The sequence below is a fragment of the Paenibacillus sp. P2(2022) genome (genome assembly GCF_029522175.1).
Taxonomy (GTDB): domain Bacteria; phylum Bacillota; class Bacilli; order Paenibacillales; family Paenibacillaceae; genus Paenibacillus; species Paenibacillus polymyxa.
The window spans coordinates 38,027-60,515 of record NZ_JAKWFI010000017.1 but is presented as its reverse complement, the minus strand read 5'-3'; the positions used below and the strand labels follow the sequence as shown (position 1 = coordinate 60,515).

Below are 22,489 nucleotides of genomic sequence, written 5' to 3'. Positions count from 1 at the left end.
TGCATGTATTAGGCACGCCGCCAGCGTTCGTCCTGAGCCAGGATCAAACTCTCCATTAAAGACCAACCGAAGTTGGTTATAGAAAGAGCGATTAGCTCATTTTGAAACTGACGAGATAAAATATCTCTTTTGAATTTTGTAAACAAAATCCATACTCACTCGTTGTTCAGTTTTCAAAGATCAAACGTTCATAATATCTTACTTTGCTTCATCACCGCATCTCAGCGGCGACTTAATTAATATAACATACGGTCGGGATTTAAGTCAACACTTTTTTAAAATTATTTTTCAATTTCATTTAAGCATTGCTCACACAAAAAATTCCCGGGCTTTAAAGGCCGAGAATTAATGTATCACATTTCAGAATTCGTCGTCAACTATAATTTATAAAATAAAACAATACCGCATTAGACTAACCAAACCCCATCTTTTTTTGCACACTCCCCTTCCCTAACAGCTGCTACAATAATGTTTTTCAGACAGCCTGTCCGAACAATATTATTTTCAATCCCAGTAAAAGCGCAATTCCTGGCAAGCCTAATATCGTTACTGCTCCCATCGTCACTGGGTTAATCGGAATGTACACCTGTGTAATCCACCCTGAATAATTGATAACATACAGTGCAATAGCTGCCAGAGCCATATGCGCTCCGAATACTACAAACCAACCGATCCTCAGACGTTTTTTGAGGATTAGGTACATCAGTAATCCGGCACAGGCAATCAAGACAAGCCAGACTACCCCTCTCATTCCGCTCTCCGTTTGTGAACCCGGTCAGCATCATTGGCATACCCCGGTTCATCTGCTGGCAGGTGAAAACGATGTAGCCCTTGCTGCTTTGCGCTTTTTAAATGTATTTGATATTTACGCTCCGCAGCTTCCAGAACAAAAATGGCGTAGTCGATTTCATCCTTACCCGTAGCTTCATGAAATAAACGATGTGCTCTTAACCATTCCGCATGCGAAGCTCGAATCTGAGCAAACAATTCCTGGCGATACTCCGCTTCTGTCTTCCCATTCTCCTGACGACGGAAATTTTGCTTCATCCGTTCCCACATTCATTCATCCTCCTCACAAGCTGAATTATGTGTACAGTCTGCAAGACCACCTTATTCATACTTATTGAACAAAGGACAAACTTAGAACCAGAAACGACTATAAAGCCATCTATTCATGCAAATAAAAAAGGAGCCGTAACGGCTCCCTAAGCAAGTCAAGGATGTCCCAAGGACATTTCAGACTCAGAACTTATAACGTATAACTACACCTACTAATTGAGCTCTCTGCGGCCTTCTAGTGCTTTGGACAGGGTGACCTCGTCAGCATACTCCAAATCCCCGCCCACAGGCAAACCGTGAGCAATACGAGTAACCTTGATTTCAAAAGGACGCACTAGCCGTGAAATGTACATAGCCGTGGCCTCTCCTTCAATGTTCGGATTCGTAGCCAGAATCAACTCCTTGACGCGTTCATCACTGAGCCTGGTCAGCAACTCCTTGAGTTTGATATCCTCAGGACCAATCCCCTCCATCGGAGAGATTGCCCCGTGAAGCACATGGTACAAACCATCAAACTCCTTGGTACGCTCCATAGCCACCAAATCCTTGGCATCCTGAACAACACAAATGACGGAAGCATCCCTCGTCTTATCCTGACAGATCCGACAAGGGTCCGTGTCCGTAATATTGCCGCAGACTGAACAAAAGTGAAGATTTCGTTTTACATTGACCAGCGCTTTGGCGAAATCAATCACATCATCTTCCTTCATTTTCAGTACGTGAAAAGCCAACCGGGCAGCTGTTTTTGGGCCTACTCCCGGCAGGCGCGTAAAAGCATCAATCAGCTTTGCAATCGGCTCGGGATAATGCAATAGCGTGTTTCTCCTTTATGAGTAGACTAGAACAAGCCCGGAATTTTCATACCACCTGTAAATTTACCCATATCATCATTAGCCAGTTCATCCGCTTTGGACAAAGCATCATTGACTGCAGTGAGTACGAGGTCTTGCAGCATTTCTACATCATCAGGATCTACAGCTTCCGGTTTGATTGTGATGGACAACACTTTTTTATGTCCACTTACCTCTACAGTTACCACACCGCCACCAGAAGAACCTTCGATTACTTTCCCACCAAGCTCCTCTTGGGCTTTCAGCATTTGTTCCTGCATCTTTTTCACTTGCTTCATCATTTGGTTCATATTGTTCATTTCAATCATCTCCTTTAATGAAGTATACATCTACATTTCATTATTCTTTAATGACTACCAGGTCTTCCCCGAACAGCTGAATCGCTTCATCAATCCAGGGCTCCTTGGACTTTCCCGGCGCATCATGCTCCGGCTCCAGTTGCAATTCTTCGGCAGGCTGGTCAGAAACTCCTTCAATCGCAGCATTCCAATCCTTTTGCATCATCGTTACCAAACGATAAGGATGACCCAACTGCTCATGCAAAACCTTCTCGATGACCTGCTTATTGGCAGGCTTTTCGGTAGTTTCACGATGAATGTTGTTTTTAAACGCGACCAGCACACTGTCCTCTAACACAGAAACCGGCTCACCATCCATAAACCAAGCATGAACCGTAACTTTCGCCTCTTTTACCCCTTGCAAAATCTGGCTCCACTTGCGCCCCACCGCTGCGAACGCTTCGCTTGACTTCTCAGCGATATAGCGATCCAACTGAGAAGGAAGTTTAGCTGGCGCTGAAAGACGTGGAGCAGGGGCACGACCACCAGAAGCCTGACGACCGCCTGAAGATGCCTCCTGACCCGCTCCAGCGGCCAAGCCACCTTGCATTGCACGTTCCAGCTTCTTTTCCAGCTCAGCAAGCTGGCGCTTTAACATGGCCACTTCTTCCTGACCAGCAGCACCAGAGCGCTGTACAGTCGGCTGTGCAGCAATTCCCGCTTCCCCCGGAATGCTGCATAACTTCAATAGAGCTACCTCAAATAAAGTTTGGGGCTGAACGGCATATTTCATCTCACCTTGATAACGATTAAGGGTGTCGATCATTGCAAAGAGCTGCTCCTTGGTAAAAGCATCTGCCACTTCCTTAAACTGCTCCGGATTCAGCACTCGCTCTGTCATTTTGGTCGCCTGCGGCACCATCTTGATCATTAGCAGATCTCGGAAATAGTACAGAAGATTCTCCATACACTTATCCGCACTTTTACCTTCCTGCATAAAGTTCTCGATCAATTGGAGCACTGTGCCCACATCTTCTTTCAGTAATGCCAAGGCCAATTTACCGAATTGCTCGGATGCGATCCCGCCCGTCATATCCAGCACCTGCTGATACGTAACCCGGCCATCAGTAAACGAGGATATCTGATCCAAAACGCTAACCGCATCTCGCATCCCGCCATCTGAAAGACGTGCAATATACTGCAGTGCATCCAAATCAGCCTGGATGTTCTCCTGTTGGCATATCAGGTCAAGCCGCTCTGTCTGCTCTTCCAGCGATACTCGCCGAAAGTCAAAACGCTGGCAACGTGATATAATTGTCGCGGGAATCCGATGCGGCTCTGTCGTAGCCAATATAAACATTACGTGTGGCGGCGGCTCTTCCAGCGTCTTGAGCAGCGCATTGAACGCTTCCGTCGTCAGCATGTGCACTTCATCAATGATATAAACCTTGTGCCGCACTTCTGTGGGCGCATATTTGACTTTATCGCGCAAATCACGAATCTCTTCAACACCCCGGTTAGAGGCTGCGTCAATCTCCTGCACATCCATGACCGCTCCGGCCGTGATCCGTTTACAGGCTTCGCATTCGTTGCAAGGTTCCGGCGCAGGTCCATGCTCACAGTTGATTGCCTTGGCCAAAATTTTGGCCGCACTGGTCTTACCCGTTCCTCGCGGACCACTGAACAGGTAGGCATGGGACGTGCGATTTTCGCGGATGGCATTCTGCAATGTCTGGATAATATGCTGTTGTCCTACCATGTCCTTGAAAGCCTGCGGCCGCCAAGCACGGTACAACGCTATATGTTCCAATGCGCGTTCCCTCTTTCCCATTCACTTTCATGACCATTTATGGTCACTTCATTATACTATACTCCCGTCCGAATCTAAACCAGACACATTTCAAATTATAAGCACAAAAAAACACCTTCGCATAATCGCCAAGATGTTTCAATCCCTAAGTATATACCGTGCACCTGTTATTGATCGTTGTGATCCGAGCGGCAACCCTGAGCAACAACTCGGGCTAGGCAACCCTCCGGCACAAGAGTGGACTTGCTTATGGCTGCTTCCTTCCGGACCTGACCAGGTTCACAAGTACTCATTGCGGAGGACCCAACCGTCAACATTGTGCGCAGGGACCAGCCTCACATCAACAACACCTCTAACAGGAATTCAACCTCGCTATAGCGGATTGCGAGTTACAGGGCACCGCTACCTCCCCATCTAGCACGGTGAAAATAAGTATATCTCATGGTTGCACAAAATGCAAATAGCAAATAACGACAAAAAGAGCCTCCTGCAATTGCAGAAGGCTCTAATAACTTTATCTCTTGCGGCAACTTATTACATACCGTATTTCTTTTTGAAACGATCCACACGTCCACCAGCATCAATAAACTTCTGCTTACCTGTGAAGAACGGATGGCAAGCGGAGCAAATCTCCACACGCAGAGATTCTTTTACAGAACCAGTTTCAAACGTATTCCCGCAAGCGCAAGTAACATTAGTTACGTTATACTTCGGTTGAATAGCCTGTTGCATTAACTTTCACCTCTTTCCGCCCTGAACGTCCTATCAGCCCAGAGTTGTATGAACACATGTTCAAATTATAGCACTTGAATATAAGTGTTTCAACATCTTTTTAGCACACAAAACAGTGTAAGATCAGTGTGTTTCAAATAACTCCCGACCGTTTAGGTTCTGGCAAATTTGGGACGTGCTAGCCCTTGCGGCGGCACATGAGTGTAAGAACCGATAACCACATCCGGCAGTTCCTCACGATAAATCTCAAGCATTTGCTTCATACCAAGTATCTCCCCTTGAGCCGGTGGAATCAACTCCAGATAGCTTTCAGGATCAATATTCAGATTACGCATTTGAATCAGCTTGAGCTTAGTGCGTTTGGCAAATTCAATCATTGCCTCAATTTCTTCCTCCCGGTCTGTTACACCCGGGAAAATCAAATAGTTGATGGACGTATACACTCCCTGATCGGACGCATAACGGAGTGACTTTTCCACATTAGCCAGCGTGTATCCGCGCGGCTTGTAATACGCATTGTAATGGTCGTCCAATGCACTAATTGTGCTTACTCGCATGAGATCAAGACCCGCATCCACAATTCCCCGGATATGATCATTCAATCCCGCATTGGTGTTGATATTAATATATCCCATATCTGTAACGGAACGTACTTCTTTGATCGCATCAATAATCAGTTTGGCTTGAGTGGAGGGCTCACCTTCACAACCTTGCCCAAAACTGATGATAGACTCAGGTGTCTTCAAATGTTCCAACATAACTTCTACAATCTCTTCCACGCGGGGACGGAAGTTCATTCTTGTCTGAGGAGATACAAAACCACTGTCATCCGGCTGTTCAGATATACAACCAAAGCAGCCCGCATTACAAGAATAAGATACCGGAACTCCCCCCTCCCAGCGATTCAGGAACGTATTCGAGGAAGTAAGGCATTCGTACCCCAGCGCACAGTTAGACAAATGCTGGTACAGCCTATTTTCGGGATACTGCTCTGTCATCCGCTGAACTCCCAATTTAACTTGATTGCGGTCACAGTTTTCGGGATTCCATTTGGAAGGACTGTCACTCTGCTCTGCTGTTACATAAAACGCCCCATCTTTCCAGACAACGGCTGAATAACCGAACAAGGGGAGTTTATACTCCTTATCCGTCTTCACATATCCCGGCAGACACAGGCGTGTAAAGCCTTGCGGTAACAAAGCCCCTACTGCCTGCATATTTCCCGGAAGAGAGACCATTTCCCCTGTTTCAGGGTTCATACCGACCGGGCGGGTGCTGGGCAGGCTTACCAGTGTGGCTCCTTCCGGCAACGGAATAAGCTCATCCTCCATGATTTCAACAATCATGTCTGCACTACGGGCAAGCCCATACAAAGAAGCATGATCATATACATTGCCTTTTTCGTCGGCATACACCAAATACATTATGGAGCTCCTTTCGTTCCATTAAACGCGCCATTAACCAAATAAATAGTAATGGCTGTCTACTTACGGAACAGATAAAATACATGGGTTGGGTTTAATTGGTTGTGGCGGGAACCGACGCTGTGGTAGAACGCGTAGTTCTTCGTTGTTGGCCACCAGAGCTACCTTGCGAGCCGCTGGAAGAAGGTGCTGTCAAATCAAACGAGGCTAAAAACTCAGCGTTAGTTTTGCTGTTACGCAGTTTTTTGAGGAAGCCTTCCACAAAGTCATGGCTTTCCGTCATATTTTTACGAATAGCCCAGATCGTATCTAATTCTTCCTTGTTCAACAGCACTTCCTCACGACGTGTACCGGAACGACGAATATCAATCGCAGGAAAGATACGACGTTCTGCCAGTTTGCGGTCCAAATGCAGCTCCATGTTGCCTGTGCCTTTGAACTCTTCGTAAATAATATCGTCCATACGAGATCCTGTATCAATCAGCGCTGTGGCAAGAATCGTCAAGCTACCGCCTTCCTCCACATTCCGAGCTGCGCCAAAAAAGCGTTTTGGACGGTGAAATGCTGCCGGATCAATACCCCCACTCAAAGTACGACCAGAAGGAGGGATGACGAGATTGTACGCACGAGCCAACCGTGTAATGCTATCCAACAGGATGACAACATCCTTTTTATGTTCTACGAGACGCAGTGCACGCTCCAACACCAGTTCTGCCACTTTGATGTGATTTTCAGGAAGTTCATCAAATGTAGAGGCCACAACTTCACCTTTGACAGAACGCTGCATGTCAGTCACTTCTTCAGGGCGTTCATCAATCAACAAGACAAATAGCTCAATCTCGGGATTGTTGGTAGAAATGCTATTGGCAATTTCTTTGAGGAGAAGCGTCTTCCCAGCTTTGGGAGGTGCCACAATAAGTCCGCGCTGTCCAAGTCCGACAGGGGCCAGTACATCCATAATTCTCGTAGACAAATGGTTGGGGGAAGTTTCAAGGACTAATTTGGTTTGCGGATACAGTGGAGTCAGTGCAGGAAAATGTAGCCGCTCAGCAGCTTGCTCAGGACTTCTTCCATTGACGGCGTTAACTTGAAGCAATCCAAAATACCGTTCATTTTCTTTCGGCGTTCGGCATTTACCGGAAACGAGATCGCCCGTTCTCAGGTCAAACTTGCGGATTTGTGAAGCAGAGATGTAAATATCTTCGGTACTCGGGAGATAGTTGATCGGCCTCAGAAAGCCGTAACCTTCAGGAAGTATTTCCAGAACACCCTGCATAAACATTAATCCACTCTTCTCAGCTTGTGCGCGCAGGATGGCGAAAATTAATTCTTTCTTCTTGAGCGTTCCGTAGTACGGGATCTGGTATTGCTTGGCCAGCTTGTACAGGTCGGTCAGCTTCATTTCTTCCAGATCGGAAATTTGCAGATCCATATAATAACCACCTATTCAATTATTAAGTCCATTCATACAATTAAATGATAGACAATGATATCATAAACACCATCAACATAATTTTAACCAAAACAAATAAAGTTATGCAGCCAGCTGCCAGGATTATACCGAATTATTCCGGTTTTTTGATAAAAGATTGTTAGGTATGAACCAAATCTTATACCAAGCAGCGGCTGCATAGGCGTTACCCGTTATTCCGCTTTGGTTACAGTAAATTCAATTCAAACAAAGTACATGGTTTAATTACTCAGTCTGCCGCCACACATCTGCGCCTAAAAGACGCAGGTTCGAAACGAGATGATCATAACCACGGTCAATATACTCGACACCTGCCACCTCGGTTACCCCTTCGCTTACTGTAAGTCCAGCAATGACAAGGGCCGCTCCGGCGCGCAGATCTGCAGCCTTCACTTTAGCCGCATTCAGTTGACCACCTTCAATAATGGCAGACCGACCCTCTACGCGAATTTTAGCCCCCATTCGCACCAGTTCAGGGACGTGCTTAAAACGATTGCTGTACACAAAATCGCTCAACACACTAACACCCTGAGCTTGGGTTAGCAAGCTGGTCATGGGAGATTGTAAATCTGTGGGGAAGCCGGGGTATACCAAGGCTTTAACGTCGACATGCCCATAGGAAGGTGCACCCAGTACGCGAATACTTTCATCATATTCCTCGATGCCGATGCCCATTTCCTGCATTTTGGCAGTGAGAGCCTCCATATGTTTGGGGATTACATTGTCAATCAATACATTTCCACGGGTTGCCGCAGCAGCAATCATATAAGTGCCTGCTTGTATACGGTCAGGTATGATGGAATGACGGCAACCATGCAGCTCCGACACACCTTCAATACGAATTGTCTCCGTACCAGCGCCTTTAATAATCGCCCCCATGGAGTTTAACAGAGTTGCTACATCTATAATCTCAGGCTCTTTAGCCGCATTTTCGATAGTTGTGGCGCCTTTGGCACGTGCGGCCGCCAGCATAATATTAATGGTTGCTCCTACGCTGCTGACATCCAAATAAATCTTGGTGCCGCGCAGTTCTTTGGCGTGCAAATGAATAGCGCCGTGCTCGTTCGTAACCGTGGCACCCAGCGCTTCAAAACCTTTGATATGCTGATCAATGGGCCGGGGTTCAAAATTACATCCTCCTGGCAAACCGATGATCGCTTCCTTGAATCTGCCAAGCATGGCCCCCATCATATAATAAGAGGCTCGTAATTTCTTAACAGGTCCATTCGGCATGGGAATGGATTTAATGGAGGAAGGGTCTATCTTCATCTGGCTACCTTCCCAGGTAACCTTTGCGCCAAGCTCCTCCAATATTTCGGAATACACCGCCACATCACTGAGCAGCGGCAAATTATCCAAAATGACTTCCGACTCTGCCAGAATGGCTGCGGGAATCAAGGCGATGGCACTGTTTTTGGCACCGCTGATGGAAACTGTACCCTGAAGCGGCCGTCCACCGGTGATCATCAATTTTTCCATAAGCTTGAGGGTCCCCCTACGTGTTTTGCAGTCGGTCAAACAATGAACTGAAACCATAAACTTTCAACTTTTTAAGTGGTTAAAATGGAAAGACACCGGCTAAGCGGTGTGCTTTCCATACCACACTATTCAACTGTACAGATTTAAATATTTTGTGCAGCATAATTACAGCTACAACGAAGAAATGCATCCAGTCTATGCAGAGGCATGACTAGTTGGAACTTATTACGCTTTGTTGTTGGAACCGAACTCACGGATTTTACCGATAACTGTTTGTTTGATTGCTTCACGACCTGGTTGGATGAATGTACGTGGATCGTAAGCATCTGGTTTTGCAGCAAGCACTTCACGAACCACTTTCGCAAATGCGATTTGGTTTTCAGTGTTTACGTTGATTTTGGAAGTACCCAGGGAAATGGATTTTTGGATGTCATGTGTAGGGATACCTGTTCCGCCATGAAGAACGAGTGGCATTTTCACAGCATCGCGAATTTCTTCCATTTCTTTAAAGCCCAGGTTTGGTTCACCTTTGTATGGTCCATGAACAGAACCCAGTGCAGGAGCCAGTGTATCGATGCCTGTTTCTTTAACGATACGTACACAATCGTCCAGCTTAGCGTACATTACGTCACCTACAACATCATCTTCTTGACCGCCAACCATTCCAACTTCAGCTTCAACGGAAACGCCTTTGGAATGTGCATATTCAACAACTTTCTTCGTTGTTTCGATATTTTTCTCGATTGGGCTGTGGGAATCGTCAATCATAACAGATGTGAAACCAGCGTCGATTGCTTCTTTACATTTGTCAAAGCTAGAACCGTGGTCCAAGTGAATTGCAACTGGAACCGTAATTTTCATGTCATGAATAAGACCTTCTACCATTTTAACAACAGTGTAGAATCCGCCCATGTGACGTGCTGCGCCTTCAGAAACACCCAAGATTACTGGGGATTTTTCTTCTTCAGCAGCGCCCAAGATAGCTTGAGTCCACTCCAGGTTATTAATATTGAATTGACCTACTGCATATTTTCCTTCGAGTGCTTTGTTCAACATGTCTTTCATAGATACCAATGGCATGGTTACAGTCCTCCTAAAGGTGTTTGGGTTTGTCTATATTTTTAGCCGACATCACATACGGGCTTATTATACCACAACCCATGTTAAATACTAAACAAGCTTTTGCATATCAACACATACAAAAATCACGCTCAGGACGCCGTTTTTCCATAGAATTGTATAAGGAGAGGATTTACTTTCAGTATTTCCCATAATCACAAACAAAAAACCCTGTTTTGTTAACAGAGTTCTCAACCAAAATGACTTCCCTAGTCACCTCTGAGTTGTTTGTTCACGGCGATCCGCATTTCATCAATATCAAAGGGCTTGGTAAAATGCATAAGTGCACCTAGCTCCGTCGCCTCTTTAATCATGTCCAGTTCTCCATACGCTGTCATCATAATAACCTTGATGTCGGGATTCATGCTTTTTAGGTGCTTCAGAATTTCAAGTCCGTCCATACCTGGAATTTTCATATCGAGCAGAACCAGATCAGGTGGTTCCTTCTCAACAATCTCAAGAGCAATTTTCCCGTTCGCTGCCTGAAAGGTCTCATAACCCTCACTTCCGAACACTTCCATCAGTAAAATCCGTATTCCATTCTGGTCATCGACGATTAATACTTTTTTCTTTTCCAATGTTTTAACCTCCTAAGATCTTAAAACGAGGATCATGCAGCTATTGCCATAACAGCGTCCGATGACGTACAATATCCGTCCCATACCTAAAACTATATTCGCTCCTGCAAAAAGAAAATCCTGCTCTTATACATAATTGTGGAATATTCTTTCATAATCAGGAAGCATGGGATAAAAAAAGACCTCCCAAAGGAGGTCTTTCAAGCTGTAGCATTAACCTTGAAGCTGCAATGCCGCTTTTACAAATTCACGGAACAAAGGCTGTGGACGATTCGGACGGGAAGTAAATTCTGGATGGAATTGTACCGCCAGGAACCATGGATGCTCAGGAAGCTCGACAATTTCCACCAAACGTCCATCCGGTGAAGTACCAGAAATACGAAGACCTGCTTTTTCAATAACTTCACGATATTCGTTATTGAATTCGTACCGATGACGATGTCTCTCGTACACCAGCTCGTCGTTGTAGCAAGCCTCTGCCAGGGAACCTTCCACCAGTTTACATGGATACAGGCCAAGACGCATGGTACCGCCCAAATCTTCGATGTCTTTTTGGTCAGGAAGCAAGTCAATGACAGGATAATCGGTAGCCGGGTTAATTTCCGAGCTGTTGGCTCCTTCGAGACCAGCCAGGGAACGAGCAACCTCAATAACAGATACCTGCATACCCAGGCAAATACCGAAGAACGGAATTTTTTGCTCCCGTGCATAACGAATGGTGCTGATTTTGCCTTCAATTCCGCGATCGCCGAAGCCACCTGGTACGAGAATACCGCCAATGCCGCCCAGCATGTCAGCTACGTTCTCGTCCGTTACTTCTTCAGCGTTCACCCAGCGGATTTTTACGTCCGCATTTGCATCAAATCCAGCGTGAGAAAGTGACTCAACAACACTTAAGTATGCATCATGTAGCGCAACATATTTACCAACAATAGCAATTTCAACCGTTTTGTCCAACTTGCTGATTCGATCAACTAACCCTTCCCATTCGGTCATATCCGGTGCAGGTGTTGTCAGCTTCAGGTGGTTAACTACGATTTCGTCCAAACCTTCTTCACGTAGGTTCAACGGAACCTCGTAGAGAGTCGAAGCATCGCGGCATTCTACCACTGCATTCGCATCAATATCGCAGAACAATGCAATTTTAGCCTTCATATCGGAGGACAATTCATGCTCTGTACGGCAAACAATGACATTCGGTTGAATGCCGATGCTGCGCAGTTCTTTCACACTGTGCTGAGTTGGTTTGGTTTTAACCTCACCAGCAGCTTTAATATAAGGAATGAGCGTTACGTGAATGTACATCACATTTTCGCGCCCAACTTCACTTTTAAGCTGACGAATGGCTTCCAAAAATGGCAAGCTTTCAATATCGCCTACAGTACCGCCGATTTCCGTAATAATGACATCCGAACCCGCTTCACGGCCTGCACGGTACACGCGCTCCTTGATTTCGTTCGTAATATGAGGGATAACCTGTACGGTACCGCCCAAATATTCTCCGCGACGCTCTTTGCTGATCACGCTGGAATATACCTTGCCTGTTGTGACATTGCTGTTCTTGGACAGATTAATATCAATAAAGCGCTCATAGTGTCCCAAGTCGAGATCCGTTTCCGCACCATCATCCGTTACAAACACTTCACCGTGCTGGTAAGGGCTCATGGTACCTGGATCGACATTCAGGTAAGGATCAAATTTTTGAATCGTTACCTTCAGTCCCCTGTTCTTCAAAAGCCTCCCCAGTGAAGCTGCCGTAATCCCTTTGCCCAAGGAAGACACAACCCCGCCTGTCACAAAAATATACTTCGTCACTGTTCAAAACCCTCCTAGATAAGATGCAAAAATTCAGGCGACATTATGATGTTATCGTAACCCGTTTGCACGGATTATCATCCATGAAGAAGGCAGCGGTTATATTTTCCAATCCGCCGCCCTTAGCCCTCTTTCATGAGTGGAAACACCCCTATAAAAAACAAAAAAGCACTCCCGTAGTACGGGGCACTTTTATACAAAAAGCAAACATATAAGTGAATCAATCATAAGCCCAAGCAATAGTTTACCCCGTGTCCAATCCGCTGTCAAGGAAGTTATCTGTGTTAATTTGTCCTTTGAACCTGATTGGAATAAATCTATCTGAAAGCTATAAATCAGCAGGGGTTTCAAGAAAACGGTCATGAAAAAGGGGAGAGCGTATCTCCCCTTGCAACCTGTTCCTAACGAAGTGAATCGTCGTCGTCTTCGATCGACTCATCGTCATTTTCATCATCTGTATCTTCCTCATCACTGAGGTCTTCATCGTCAATAACTACGTCATCGTCACTATCATCGTCATCTTCTCCGTCGAACAGCTCGTCTTCGCCATCCTCGTCTTCGCTATCTGCATCGAAGTCGTCATCGGAGTTGTATGTTTCTTCTTCCTCATGATAGTCATCTTCGTCGTCATCGTCTTCATCGTTAATGATACGAGGACGCTTGGCGCCTGTCAGGGCATCTTCGGATTTATCTACCGGATACCAACGTTTCAAGCCCCACAGATTCGTACCGACACAGGCAAAACGCCCGTCAATGTTGATTTCAGTATATAGCTGAGCAATAACGTCATTAATTTCTTCGTCGGACAAGCCGCGCAATTTGGCGACTTCATTCATCAGGTCACGGTAATAATATGGAGTATTGGCTGCTTTCAATACCATAAATGCCAAATCCACCATTGGAGTCTCGTGGACTTTCTCCGGGTCAATCTTCAAGTTGAGTGGTGTACTCACCTAGGGACACTTCCTCTCACACGTAATTCACAAGAACATGTTTCAGAGCATACACGATACATGCAATACTAACATATCCATTATCAAAACTAAGTAAAACCTATTTGGAAGCAAATTGCAAGTTAAACATGGGTATCGTCATAATTTCCAAGAATATCCCTCTGCACAAGACGGCACACGTAAAAAGACGGGGTTCCCCCCGCCTCCGACTGTACCCGCTCCGGGAGAGGCCTCCCAAAGTTGTTGCACAAGAGCTTATGCCCTCCATGTATCGTATGTGTCCATAGCTACTTTGACACGACAAGCAGGCCTATTTCCATAAAAAAGGGGCAAGTTTCCCATGCCGTAGCTGACGCTTGCTCATACAATACCTCAGCATGGCTCATCGGAGGGGGACCGTCTCAAATGGACTATCCGGATTTTTTGCAGCGTTTGCATGAGGGTATTTCGGAGCCGTCCGGCAGTGGACGGAACAAACAGATTATCACGTTCGATAAGCCTCACCAATACCGGGAATGCCTGTCCTATCTCAGGAAGCTGAAACCTGAGCTTGCGGGATTACGGCAAGTACAACCGGCTAGGCTAATCCGTGCTCTCATCGCTCCGCTTTCAGGGGGAGACAGGCTGGGCAAATATCACCACGGTGTTACCGTTGAAGAAGATACCCGCATAAAGGTTCACGCAGAAACGGCTTATATACCGAAAGTAGAGAAAAGCATTTCTATGCCATGGGGAGTCAAACAGGTACGTGCATACAAGGCTTGGCCTTCCTCGACAGGGAATCGGGTCAGAATCGGTGTGATCGACACAGGAGCGGATTTTCATCATCCTGATCTTCGCCATTCCCTTGCCAGAGGTATCAATTTGTTGAACCGGACCATGCTACCCTATGACGACAACGGCCACGGCACTCATATTGCTGGAACCATCGCGGCATCTAACTATGACGAGGGTATGGTTGGCGTAGCACCACGGGCTTTAATTCATCCTGTAAAAGCATTCGATCATAATGGAGCCGCCTATGTCTCTGACATCATTCTTGGTATCGACTGGTGTGTATTAAATCGTGTCGATATTATTAATATGAGCTTTGGTATGAAGTCGCGCAGCAAGGCACTGCTTGATATGGTGAATAAAGCATATCATAACGGCATTGTAATCGTAGCTTCCTCGGGAAATGAGGGTAAGCGTCGAAGTATTGACTATCCGGCCCGCTATTCCCAGACGATTTCAGTCGGAGCTACCGACAAATACAGACGTATCGCTCCTTTTAGCAATCGGGGGCAATTCGTAGACGTGTATGCACCCGGTGAGAAGATCAGATCCTCCTGGATTCATGGAAAGCATCATGAAATGAGCGGCACCTCTATGGCTACTTCCCATGTGACCGGGAGCATCGCACTTCTCCTTTCACTGAGACCGGAACTGGAGCCCGGAGAAATTAAAGCGCTGCTTAAGCGCACTGCCACACCGCTACGCCTTCGTAAAAGTGCTGGACGCACTTCCATCTCCACCAAGCTTGGAGAAGTGGATGCCTTCCGATTGATGCAAGAGGGCACAAAGTGAACCACGATCTGATGAATACTAAACCTCTATCGTTGCACCTGGCTCCAAAGAGTGAACTTCTCTGGCAGGACCTCCATGTTCATTATTTCCTTCTCTTATTAACTCATCTCGTACAAGGTCGGTCTGCAATTTGGGTGCATGAACGAGTACAACCTGTTTGCTAGGCATCTCCTTCAGCATTTGCCGTACATCCGATAATCCCTGGTGCACCTTGTAAATCAAATGCCGAGCTATACAGATGTCATTGGCGTCTGCACGTTCCAACAGATGTTTACCAAAAGTACCATTGGAAGCATGCCCGGTCAATATCACACTGTTCCTAATATCCTCCCCGCTATCCACATCGATCAGCATACTGCGGTGATCCGAAAGATATTGATAATACCAACGCGCCTGCGGGGAATCCATCATGCCGTCTCTTGTTACGATAATAGTGGCCGTGTTCCGTTCCAGCAGACTTATCCGTCCCGCAGTATCACGAGGCACAAACACCCTGTCACTGTTCAACACATGTTTTATTCGCGTGGAAGCTCCCGGACGTAGCCACTCTTTCCATCGATTTAACTGTTTCAATCCGTGCCACAGGTCAGGCTCTATAATTATTGTTTGTTCAGGAAATTGCTCGCTGGCCCATACGATCAATTCCTGTCCTCTGCCAAAGGCAGGCACTGGCAACAACACATGGCCGCCAGACAATAATACCTGCTCCATCTCGACCCTCAGCCGCTCCAGCTTAACAGGCTGCGGGTCTATATCCATACCATAAGCATTGTCCATGATTGATATGTCCACTAGATTGGACTTTGGCTTGCATCCAGGAAGGTCATCTACCCCCTCTCCCATACACAAGTCCGGTGCATCGGCAGCAAGAAGCTCAGATTCACGGCTATAGTCTCCAGAAAAGAACAGCCGCTTCCCTTCCATTTCTACGATATACCACACTGCACCAGCCAAATGTCCACTGCGTCCCCACATCATTCTCACACCCGGACAAGCTTCATGCCACACTCCTGACGGCGTTTCGTCTTCTAGATAGCGATAGGTAATAGATTGGATATCTTGTTCACTGTAGGGCAATTCGCCGTCTCTCGATTCAACATAAGTTTGCCAGGAGCGAAAATAGGATCCCAGCTGCTCAGCGGTAGCCTTGGTCGTCCAGACCTCTCCCCGATATCCATACTTGTACAGTAAGGGGAGCGCCATGGAATGATCCTCATGTGCATGAGACAGCAAAACAGTAGTTAGCTCCTTCACCTTCTGTGGCGGAAAAACCGGATATTGCCCGGTTCCTTCCTTTTTTACGCCACAATCCAGCATGATACGATGCTGCTTTCCTTCAAAAACATAACAGGAGCGGCCATGTTCGCCCGCTCCACCCCAAATCCTAAGCTTGGTCATCATCATTTCCACTTTCTCCGCGAGTTTAAGCTTTCCATTAAGATCAGTAGCAATGTGGTCAAACCAACCGATATAACAGCCATCGCCATGCCAAGCGACACCTGTCCCTGCTCAAACTGGGCAAATATATAGGTTGCAGACGTCTGGACGGATGGCGGTAAAATCAGCAACGATCCTACCAGCTCCCGTGAAGCAATGGTAAAGGTCATCATCCAACCAGCGAGCATCCCCGGTCCAATCAGCGGCAGTACAATCCGGCGGAATATGTAAGACGGACGCCCGCCGAATACCTGTCCCGCCTGAAAAAGACCAGTGTCCACCTGTGTAAAGGCGCTTTTGACATACTGCACCGTATAAGGAACAAACAAAATAACATACGTCAGAATGCCCATGCCATATGTGTTATACAATGGAATGGGCATCCACGGCGAATTCCACCACAAAATCAGACCCACCACCATAACAATTCCCGGCACTGTATTCGGAAGTAAACTGAATGCATCAACTGTCCGTTGGATTTTCGTGCGTGATCCACCGATAACAAGCGCAAACCAGGTGCCCAGCACCACTGCAAGCGTCGATGCACCCAAAGAGAGAAATACACTGTTCAGTAGCGCTTCCATGCTTTCTGAACCCCACGACAGCAGTTCCTTGTAATAGTCGAGTGTAAGGTTGTTCCATGCCAATCCGATTCCCCGCAGCTTCATGGAGGAGGCCGCAATAATTGAAAAGTAAGGGATGCCAATAGCTGCGATGAGCAGCAATAGGATGAACATGACACTCAGTGCTGTAGTCCAGCTGGATACACGAAGACGGGAAGGACGGGAACCTTTACCCCCTACCAGTCTGTATGTGAACTTTCGGTTGATCACCGATTGCACATACCACATAAGCAGGCAGGCCGTTAACAGCACCGAGGCCATGGACGTCGCTTTGCCAAAATCGATGGGCCAACTGGAAATATATTTGTGAATTTCAGAAGTCATAACCTCATACCCGATACGTCGCCCAAAGGTAGCGGGTGTGCCAAACTCGGCAATCGTTTTAACGAAAATGAGCAGCGCACCCATTCCGTATGCCGATAGTAGCAGCGGTAAAATGATTCGACGGAACCTGTACAGAAAGCCTCCGCCCATGACAGCACCCGCCTCTTCCAGACTGCCGCCAATCCTCACCAGCGCCCCGCGTAGCAGCAGGTACAGGAATGGAAACAGATGCAGGCTCATGATCATCACCATGCCGCCAAGGCTGAAGAAGGAAGCCGTTAAGAAATGCATATCCGGGAGCAACTGCTCCATATACCCGTTTTTTTGCATAAACAGGATCCATCCCATGGAACCGATATAGGGCGGAGTCATAAACGGAATCAGCAGCACGACATCCAACCAGCGCCAGTGTGCGAGTCGGGTGTTGGACATGATCCAGGCTAGCGGAAGTGCAAGGACGGTCGTTCCTGCGATCACACAGATGCCTAGCCAGATCGAGTTGAATAGCACTCCTGCAAATTGAGAAGCAGCTAACGTTCGAAAAGGCGCAGCCCATTGAAATGTCCCATCAACATACACACTTTGGATGAAGATTTGCAGCAACGGCAGTACAATTAGGATAAAAAGCGCGATCAGAGCAAGTGTCAGGGACCATCCCCTGATGTGTTTAACAGACAAACCTCCCATCGGCTTATTTGAACATTTGCGTGAACTTTTCCGTCACGTCTGATCCGTGTTCACCCATCCATTCCCAGTTGGTTTTCAGCAATGGGATTTCGTCGAGGTTTGCACGCTTGTCAGCTTTGATATCCGTGCGTCCAGGGAGTAGGGAAGCATCTGCTACTAGTTTCTGTGCTTCGTCCGACAACAGATAATCAATGAACGCTTTGGCATTTTGCTCATGCTGTGTGGACTTGAGGATTGCGGCAGGACGCGGGCTAATGACCGTTCCCTCTGTCGGATAAACGATGTCTATCGGCTCGCCTTTGGCTTTAGCCTTGTAGGTCATGTAATCAACCGCAGCGACGACTACACCTTTAGCCCCCGTAATCACTGGATCCAGCGCTTCCTGATTCGCACCGGCCATGGCCACACCGTTAGCCTTGTACCGCTCAAACAACGTCCAGCCTCCATCGCCCTTGGCGCTCAGATAGCCTGTCATAAAATCCAACGCTGAGCCAGACAGCGATGGATCAGGAATGTTAACCTGATCCTTGTACTCAGGCTTCGCCAAATCGGCCCATGAAGTAGGTGGCGTTTTCACTAACTTCGTGTTAAATGCAATACCCAAAGCAGAAGCACTTGTGCTGAAATAGTGACCCTCCTTATCAGACCAATCCGGGTTTAGCTTGTCCGCATTTTTAGCGTCCGGATAGGGGAGTGTGAGTCCTTCCTTTTTCAAGCCTTGTACAGACGGAAGCGATGCCAGCACAACCACGTCTGCTACCGGATTCGTTTTCTCCGCTTCCATGCGGGCTAAAATCTTACCTGTCGTTCCCTGAAATAACTCTACCTTAACCCCGCTCTGCGCCTCATACCCCGCTATCAGCTTTTTCGCAAGTCCATCCGGGCCTGCGCTGTAAACAACCAACTTCTGATCGGTGGACGCCGCCCCTGCTTGCCCTGCTGATCCATCGGCTTGTGCCCCATCCTTCGATGTCGTAGCCGTTCCGCAGCCTGCCACAGCCAGTCCAAAAGTCAATGTTAAAGCAAGCATAGCCCCTTTTTTCCATCCTGTACGAAAAACACGCCTATTCATCATCTTATATAACCCCTTTTCCCTATGTTTCAAGTTGGTGGATGTATTGCGGGGATACCCAAATATGCATTTGTTCGCCTATGGGCAAGCGGGTGGAGTGATACGCAGTCCATTGCTCGCCGTTTTCGGCTACTAGACGGATTTCATAGCGATCGCCAACATAGCTGACATGCAGGATCTCTACTGTAAAAGTGTGCTGATCCGCTTGTTCCTGTTCCCAACGGACATGTTCAGGTCGAAATAGTGTCCGTTCCAACTCGATCCAGTTGGATTTGCCGATAAAGCTTGCCACCTCTGGATGAGACGGACAACCATAGATCACCTCTGGTGTTCCGGTCTGCAAAATATGTCCACTTTTCATAACCACTACTTCATCAGACATGGACATGGCCTCGATCTGATCATGAGTGACATATAAGGCGGTCAGCCCCAGATCGCGCACAAGTGATATCATCTCAATGCGCATCTCCTCCCGAAGTACGGCATCCAGTGCACTGAGTGGCTCGTCGAACAAAACCAGTCGAGGCCGGATAGCAACTGCTCTTGCAAAAGCAACCCGCTGCTGCTGACCACCGGACAGCTGATGGGGATAGCGATCCTCCATCCCTGACAACCTCACCTTATCGAGCGCCTCCAGCACCACTGCCCGCAGTTCCTTGCCTTGAGCGCTAACAGCCCCTTTTCCCCGCTTGCTCGCTCGCAAGCCGAAGGCCACATTTTCAAACACCGTCATATGCGGCCACAGCGCAAAATCCTGAAAGACCATACCAAAGTGGCGGAGATGTGCGGGAACATCCTTTTTGCGTTCAGCTGAAAAGAGAATTTCCTCTCCCATCGTGATTGTGCCGGTATCTGGTGTCTCCAGACCAGCAATCAAGCGCAAGAGCGTCGTCTTCCCACAACCGGACGGTCCAAGCAGTGTGGTGAACTTGCCCTGTCGTACGACCAGATTCGTCTCATGCAACGCGGTGGTATGGCCGAAGGTTTTACTTAATCCGCGAATATATAGATCCTGATTCATCGCATTACCTGCCTGTTCTTGTGACTGACCCCAGTGTAAAACTTGAATTCGCAACCTGTGTTATTGGGAAGTTAAAACAAAATTAATTATTTCAATGAATTGTGTTAACACTCATAGATTTAATCTATATAGAGGCGGTTGATGCTGTTGCCCAGAGAATAAGCATGATTGTTTGACTTAACTGAAAGCGAGGCATTCTAAGTGAACTTAAGTCTTCTAAAGTTACATATTGTAGAGCTGCTGAACAAGCACCATAAAATTACCACCGTAGCCGAGGTTCTCGGCCTAAAGCAACCCACTGTTACTTTTCATATGAAAAATCTGGAGCGTGAGTTTGGAGTAAAGCTATTTGATACACGTATGGGCAAAATCATCCTGACGGATGCCGGAAATGCGCTGCTGCACTATGCTACCAAGATTAATGCACTTGCGGCTGAGGCTGAGCGGGTTGTCCGTGAGTTCGATACGCTCCAACGAGGGAGTATACGGATTGGCGCAAGCTATGTACCTGCCACCTATCTGCTTCCTGCCGTGCTGCATCGGTTTGCCCGCGAGCATCCGGGCATTCACATTGCCTTGTCCGTGAAAACAGCGCCCGTGATCAAGGACATGCTCGCTCGCCACGAAATTGACCTCGGCATTATTTCGGCAGAGCCGTTTCAATCCCCAACGCTGCTCTCAGAATCCTTGGGAGAAGATGAACTGGTGCTCATCTGCTCACCCACTCATCCGCTCGCTAACGAAACCGATTTAACACCCGAGCGCATCGCTTCTTCCTCTTTTGTGTTGCATGGGAAGGATTCCAGCACACGCCACGTGACTGACAAATGGCTGGAGCGCGGAAGGCGCCGACTTCCATCCTATCTGGAATTGGATTCACTGGAAGCTATCAAACAGGCGGTTATGCTGGGAGAACACATCTCCTTTGTCTCTCGCCTTGCTGTTCAATCAGAGGTTGAGCGGGGTTTACTGATCATAAGACCTATTCCGGGACAGCCTGTTGAGCGGCATATTTATATGGTCAGCAACAAAGATCGTCATCGCTCCGCGCTGATTCACAGATTCACTAAATATTTATGATGGAACCAAGATTAAATCTTAGCTGTCATATAAAAATTATGGTATTTTTTAACCAGAATACCATCTTAGCTTGACATACGACTGACAAATCACCCGTAAAGTGAAGCGTGTAACCTATTCGGACGAACAGGAGAGGATGAAATGAAAACAAGCCTGCGTATCACTAAATTCATGTCAGTAGTAACTCTGAGTGCAGTGCTGCTCGCAACAGGATGGAAAGGTGCAGAGCCCGTACAAGCCGCTGCCAATGCCACACCAAGCTATGAGGTAAAGCTGCTGCTGGATACAGCTCAGGTCCTCAATGCGGATGGCTCTTTAAAAAGCGGTATTGTAAATGAGTTCGGAATCAGTGAAGATGCGCAACGATTAAGCGTCGAGTATTTTGATACAGACTCCTTGCAATTGAATGACGAGGGCTGGAACGTTAGATTTCGCAAAAAAGAGGACAAAAAAAATTATGAGTTAACCTACAAAAAGCGATATACGATCACAAACGGGAATATCGACGCAGCACTTACCCAAGCGAATAAAGAAGGCTTCAGTGCCTCTGATGATAATTATGAGGCTGAGGTGGATTGGGGATACAGCAAGCAGACATTAAGCTTTTCCAATGACAAGAAAACGAACGCCTCCAAAGGATTAGCTCTGCCTTCCCCGGATCAGGCATTAAAACAATTGCAGGACAATCTTCCGGGCAAGCTGCAAAACTGGAAAAGCAGCAACTGGGGCAAACATACCTTGGCAAACTCCAGAGTACGCGGTCCTGTACAGGTCAACAAATATAAGGGCAGCTTTCAGGGCTTGGATACTGACGTTGAAGTATGGCCTATTCGCAGCGCCAACGGATCGGGTACCGACAATATCATCGAAATCTCCTTCAAAACTTCGGATTACAATACTGCCGCAAGCAACCGCACCAAGCTGATGAATCTGCTACAATCCAAAGGATGGCTGATTCCTGCCGATTCCCTGAAAACGAATCTGGTACTGGAACGCTATTAAGCTACTCAAACTTATTGTATTCAAACCAAAAAAAGGAACCGAACGAGCCTCCCTAGAGGGCAGCACGAACGGTTCCTTTAACCATTATACATATGACTACAAAATCAT

20 protein-coding genes, 1 rRNA gene and 1 other RNA gene are annotated in these 22,489 nt (G+C 47.1%); 3 read left to right on the top strand and 19 right to left on the bottom strand.

Translation table 11 applies throughout. The features are described from left to right. From MMB75_RS25345 to rpoE, 15 genes are all read right to left on the bottom strand, one after another. Positions 1–59, bottom strand: a 16S ribosomal RNA gene (locus MMB75_RS25345); the annotation flags it as partial. Positions 60–475: 416 nt separating this feature from the next. After that, complete coding sequence (locus MMB75_RS25340; RefSeq protein WP_025363687.1) at positions 476–751, bottom strand: pro-sigmaK processing inhibitor BofA family protein; 276 nt, start codon at positions 749–751, stop codon at positions 476–478. Further along, on the bottom strand, positions 748–1,059 hold the full coding sequence (locus tag MMB75_RS25335) for a DUF2508 family protein (protein ID WP_016818581.1): 312 nt from the start codon (positions 1,057–1,059) through the stop codon (positions 748–750). Before MMB75_RS25335 ends, MMB75_RS25340 begins: the two co-directional genes overlap by 4 nt. Before the next feature lie 212 nt (positions 1,060–1,271). Further along, positions 1,272–1,871, bottom strand: coding sequence for a recombination mediator RecR (gene recR, locus MMB75_RS25330; RefSeq protein ID WP_016818580.1), 600 nt, complete (start codon positions 1,869–1,871; stop codon positions 1,272–1,274). A 26-nt stretch (positions 1,872–1,897) separates the two neighbouring features. Next, positions 1,898–2,209 (bottom strand): YbaB/EbfC family nucleoid-associated protein, encoded by a 312-nt coding sequence (locus MMB75_RS25325; protein WP_013368784.1) that lies wholly within the window; start codon positions 2,207–2,209, stop codon positions 1,898–1,900. Between the two features lie 40 nt (positions 2,210–2,249). Beyond that, entirely contained in the window at positions 2,250–3,998 is a 1,749-nt protein-coding gene (dnaX, locus tag MMB75_RS25320; RefSeq protein WP_025363686.1) for a DNA polymerase III subunit gamma/tau, read from the bottom strand. A 156-nt stretch (positions 3,999–4,154) separates the two neighbouring features. After that, positions 4,155–4,421, bottom strand: an RNA gene (gene ffs, locus MMB75_RS25315) — signal recognition particle sRNA large type. A 111-nt stretch (positions 4,422–4,532) separates the two neighbouring features. Beyond that, the gene (gene rpmE / locus MMB75_RS25310) at positions 4,533–4,730 is read right to left on the bottom strand and encodes a 50S ribosomal protein L31 (protein ID WP_016818578.1); all 198 of its coding nucleotides are present in this window, start codon (positions 4,728–4,730) and stop codon (positions 4,533–4,535) included. Positions 4,731–4,882: 152 nt separating this feature from the next. Beyond that, on the bottom strand, positions 4,883–6,154 hold the full coding sequence (locus MMB75_RS25305; RefSeq protein ID WP_019685780.1) for a radical SAM family protein: 1,272 nt from the start codon (positions 6,152–6,154) through the stop codon (positions 4,883–4,885). A gap of 94 nt (positions 6,155–6,248) precedes the next feature. Next, a complete protein-coding gene (rho, locus tag MMB75_RS25300; RefSeq protein ID WP_019685779.1) occupies positions 6,249–7,586 on the bottom strand; it encodes a transcription termination factor Rho in 1,338 nt (445 codons plus the stop codon). 264 nt (positions 7,587–7,850) lie between these two features. Beyond that, entirely contained in the window at positions 7,851–9,104 is a 1,254-nt protein-coding gene (locus MMB75_RS25295; protein ID WP_016818575.1) for a UDP-N-acetylglucosamine 1-carboxyvinyltransferase, read from the bottom strand. Between the two features lie 225 nt (positions 9,105–9,329). Continuing rightward, positions 9,330–10,184, bottom strand: a complete 855-nt coding sequence (gene fba, locus MMB75_RS25290) for a class II fructose-1,6-bisphosphate aldolase (protein ID WP_016818574.1) — start codon at positions 10,182–10,184, stop codon at positions 9,330–9,332. A gap of 248 nt (positions 10,185–10,432) precedes the next feature. Beyond that, complete coding sequence (locus MMB75_RS25285; protein ID WP_014599366.1) at positions 10,433–10,801, bottom strand: response regulator; 369 nt, start codon at positions 10,799–10,801, stop codon at positions 10,433–10,435. A 213-nt stretch (positions 10,802–11,014) separates the two neighbouring features. Continuing rightward, on the bottom strand, positions 11,015–12,616 hold the full coding sequence (locus MMB75_RS25280; protein WP_016818572.1) for a CTP synthase: 1,602 nt from the start codon (positions 12,614–12,616) through the stop codon (positions 11,015–11,017). Positions 12,617–13,017: 401 nt separating this feature from the next. Further along, positions 13,018–13,569 carry a DNA-directed RNA polymerase subunit delta gene (rpoE, locus tag MMB75_RS25275; RefSeq protein ID WP_013368770.1) on the bottom strand — a complete coding sequence of 184 codons (552 nt, stop codon included), beginning with the start codon at positions 13,567–13,569 and terminating at the stop codon, positions 13,018–13,020. A gap of 405 nt (positions 13,570–13,974) precedes the next feature. Here rpoE and MMB75_RS25270 point away from each other — a divergent pair, with 405 nt between their 5' ends. Then, complete coding sequence (locus MMB75_RS25270) at positions 13,975–15,135, top strand: S8 family peptidase (RefSeq protein ID WP_045245401.1); 1,161 nt, start codon at positions 13,975–13,977, stop codon at positions 15,133–15,135. Positions 15,136–15,153: 18 nt separating this feature from the next. Here MMB75_RS25270 and MMB75_RS25265 read toward each other — a convergent pair whose 3' ends face one another. From MMB75_RS25265 to MMB75_RS25250, 4 genes are read right to left on the bottom strand one after another with little or no spacing between them, the layout of a single operon-like run. Then, positions 15,154–16,539: an MBL fold metallo-hydrolase gene (locus tag MMB75_RS25265; protein WP_045245400.1), complete on the bottom strand. Its 1,386-nt coding sequence runs from the start codon at positions 16,537–16,539 to the stop codon at positions 15,154–15,156. Further along, positions 16,536–18,206 (bottom strand): ABC transporter permease, encoded by a 1,671-nt coding sequence (locus MMB75_RS25260; RefSeq protein WP_277511406.1) that lies wholly within the window; start codon positions 18,204–18,206, stop codon positions 16,536–16,538. The genes MMB75_RS25265 and MMB75_RS25260 overlap by 4 nt, the downstream gene beginning before the upstream one ends. 4 nt (positions 18,207–18,210) lie before the next feature. Then, entirely contained in the window at positions 18,211–19,281 is a 1,071-nt protein-coding gene (locus MMB75_RS25255; protein WP_019685775.1) for an ABC transporter substrate-binding protein, read from the bottom strand. Between the two features lie 19 nt (positions 19,282–19,300). Continuing rightward, a complete protein-coding gene (locus MMB75_RS25250; protein WP_019685774.1) occupies positions 19,301–20,299 on the bottom strand; it encodes an ABC transporter ATP-binding protein in 999 nt (332 codons plus the stop codon). A 201-nt stretch (positions 20,300–20,500) separates the two neighbouring features. On the opposite strand from MMB75_RS25250, the gene MMB75_RS25245 reads away from it, so the two are divergent. Next, complete coding sequence (locus tag MMB75_RS25245; protein WP_019685773.1) at positions 20,501–21,379, top strand: LysR family transcriptional regulator; 879 nt, start codon at positions 20,501–20,503, stop codon at positions 21,377–21,379. 141 nt (positions 21,380–21,520) lie between these two features. Beyond that, positions 21,521–22,381, top strand: coding sequence for a CYTH domain-containing protein (locus tag MMB75_RS25240; RefSeq protein ID WP_019685772.1), 861 nt, complete (start codon positions 21,521–21,523; stop codon positions 22,379–22,381). Positions 22,382–22,489: the final 108 nt, after the last annotated feature.

Bases quoted from the DNA above. Each gene is read 5' to 3' on its own strand.
- MMB75_RS25335 (WP_016818581.1), bottom strand. From the start codon at position 1,059: ATGTGGGAACGGATGAAGCAAAATTTCCGTCGTCAGGAGAATGGGAAG.
- MMB75_RS25325 (WP_013368784.1), bottom strand. From the start codon at position 2,209: ATGAACAATATGAACCAAATGATGAAGCAAGTGAAAAAGATGCAGGAA.
- rho (WP_019685779.1), bottom strand. From the start codon at position 7,586: ATGGATCTGCAAATTTCCGATCTGGAAGAAATGAAGCTGACCGACCTG.
- MMB75_RS25250 (WP_019685774.1), bottom strand. From the start codon at position 20,299: ATGAATCAGGATCTATATATTCGCGGATTAAGTAAAACCTTCGGCCAT.
- MMB75_RS25255 (WP_019685775.1), bottom strand. From the start codon at position 19,281: ATGATGAATAGGCGTGTTTTTCGTACAGGATGGAAAAAAGGGGCTATG.
- fba (WP_016818574.1), bottom strand. From the start codon at position 10,184: ATGCCATTGGTATCTATGAAAGACATGTTGAACAAAGCACTCGAAGGA.
- MMB75_RS25270 (WP_045245401.1), top strand. From the start codon at position 13,975: ATGGACTATCCGGATTTTTTGCAGCGTTTGCATGAGGGTATTTCGGAG.
- MMB75_RS25240 (WP_019685772.1), top strand. From the start codon at position 21,521: ATGAAAACAAGCCTGCGTATCACTAAATTCATGTCAGTAGTAACTCTG.
- MMB75_RS25340 (WP_025363687.1), bottom strand. From the start codon at position 751: ATGAGAGGGGTAGTCTGGCTTGTCTTGATTGCCTGTGCCGGATTACTG.
- MMB75_RS25305 (WP_019685780.1), bottom strand. From the start codon at position 6,154: ATGTATTTGGTGTATGCCGACGAAAAAGGCAATGTATATGATCATGCT.
- MMB75_RS25295 (WP_016818575.1), bottom strand. From the start codon at position 9,104: ATGGAAAAATTGATGATCACCGGTGGACGGCCGCTTCAGGGTACAGTT.
- MMB75_RS25260 (WP_277511406.1), bottom strand. From the start codon at position 18,206: ATGGGAGGTTTGTCTGTTAAACACATCAGGGGATGGTCCCTGACACTT.
- rpmE (WP_016818578.1), bottom strand. From the start codon at position 4,730: ATGCAACAGGCTATTCAACCGAAGTATAACGTAACTAATGTTACTTGC.
- MMB75_RS25265 (WP_045245400.1), bottom strand. From the start codon at position 16,539: ATGATGATGACCAAGCTTAGGATTTGGGGTGGAGCGGGCGAACATGGC.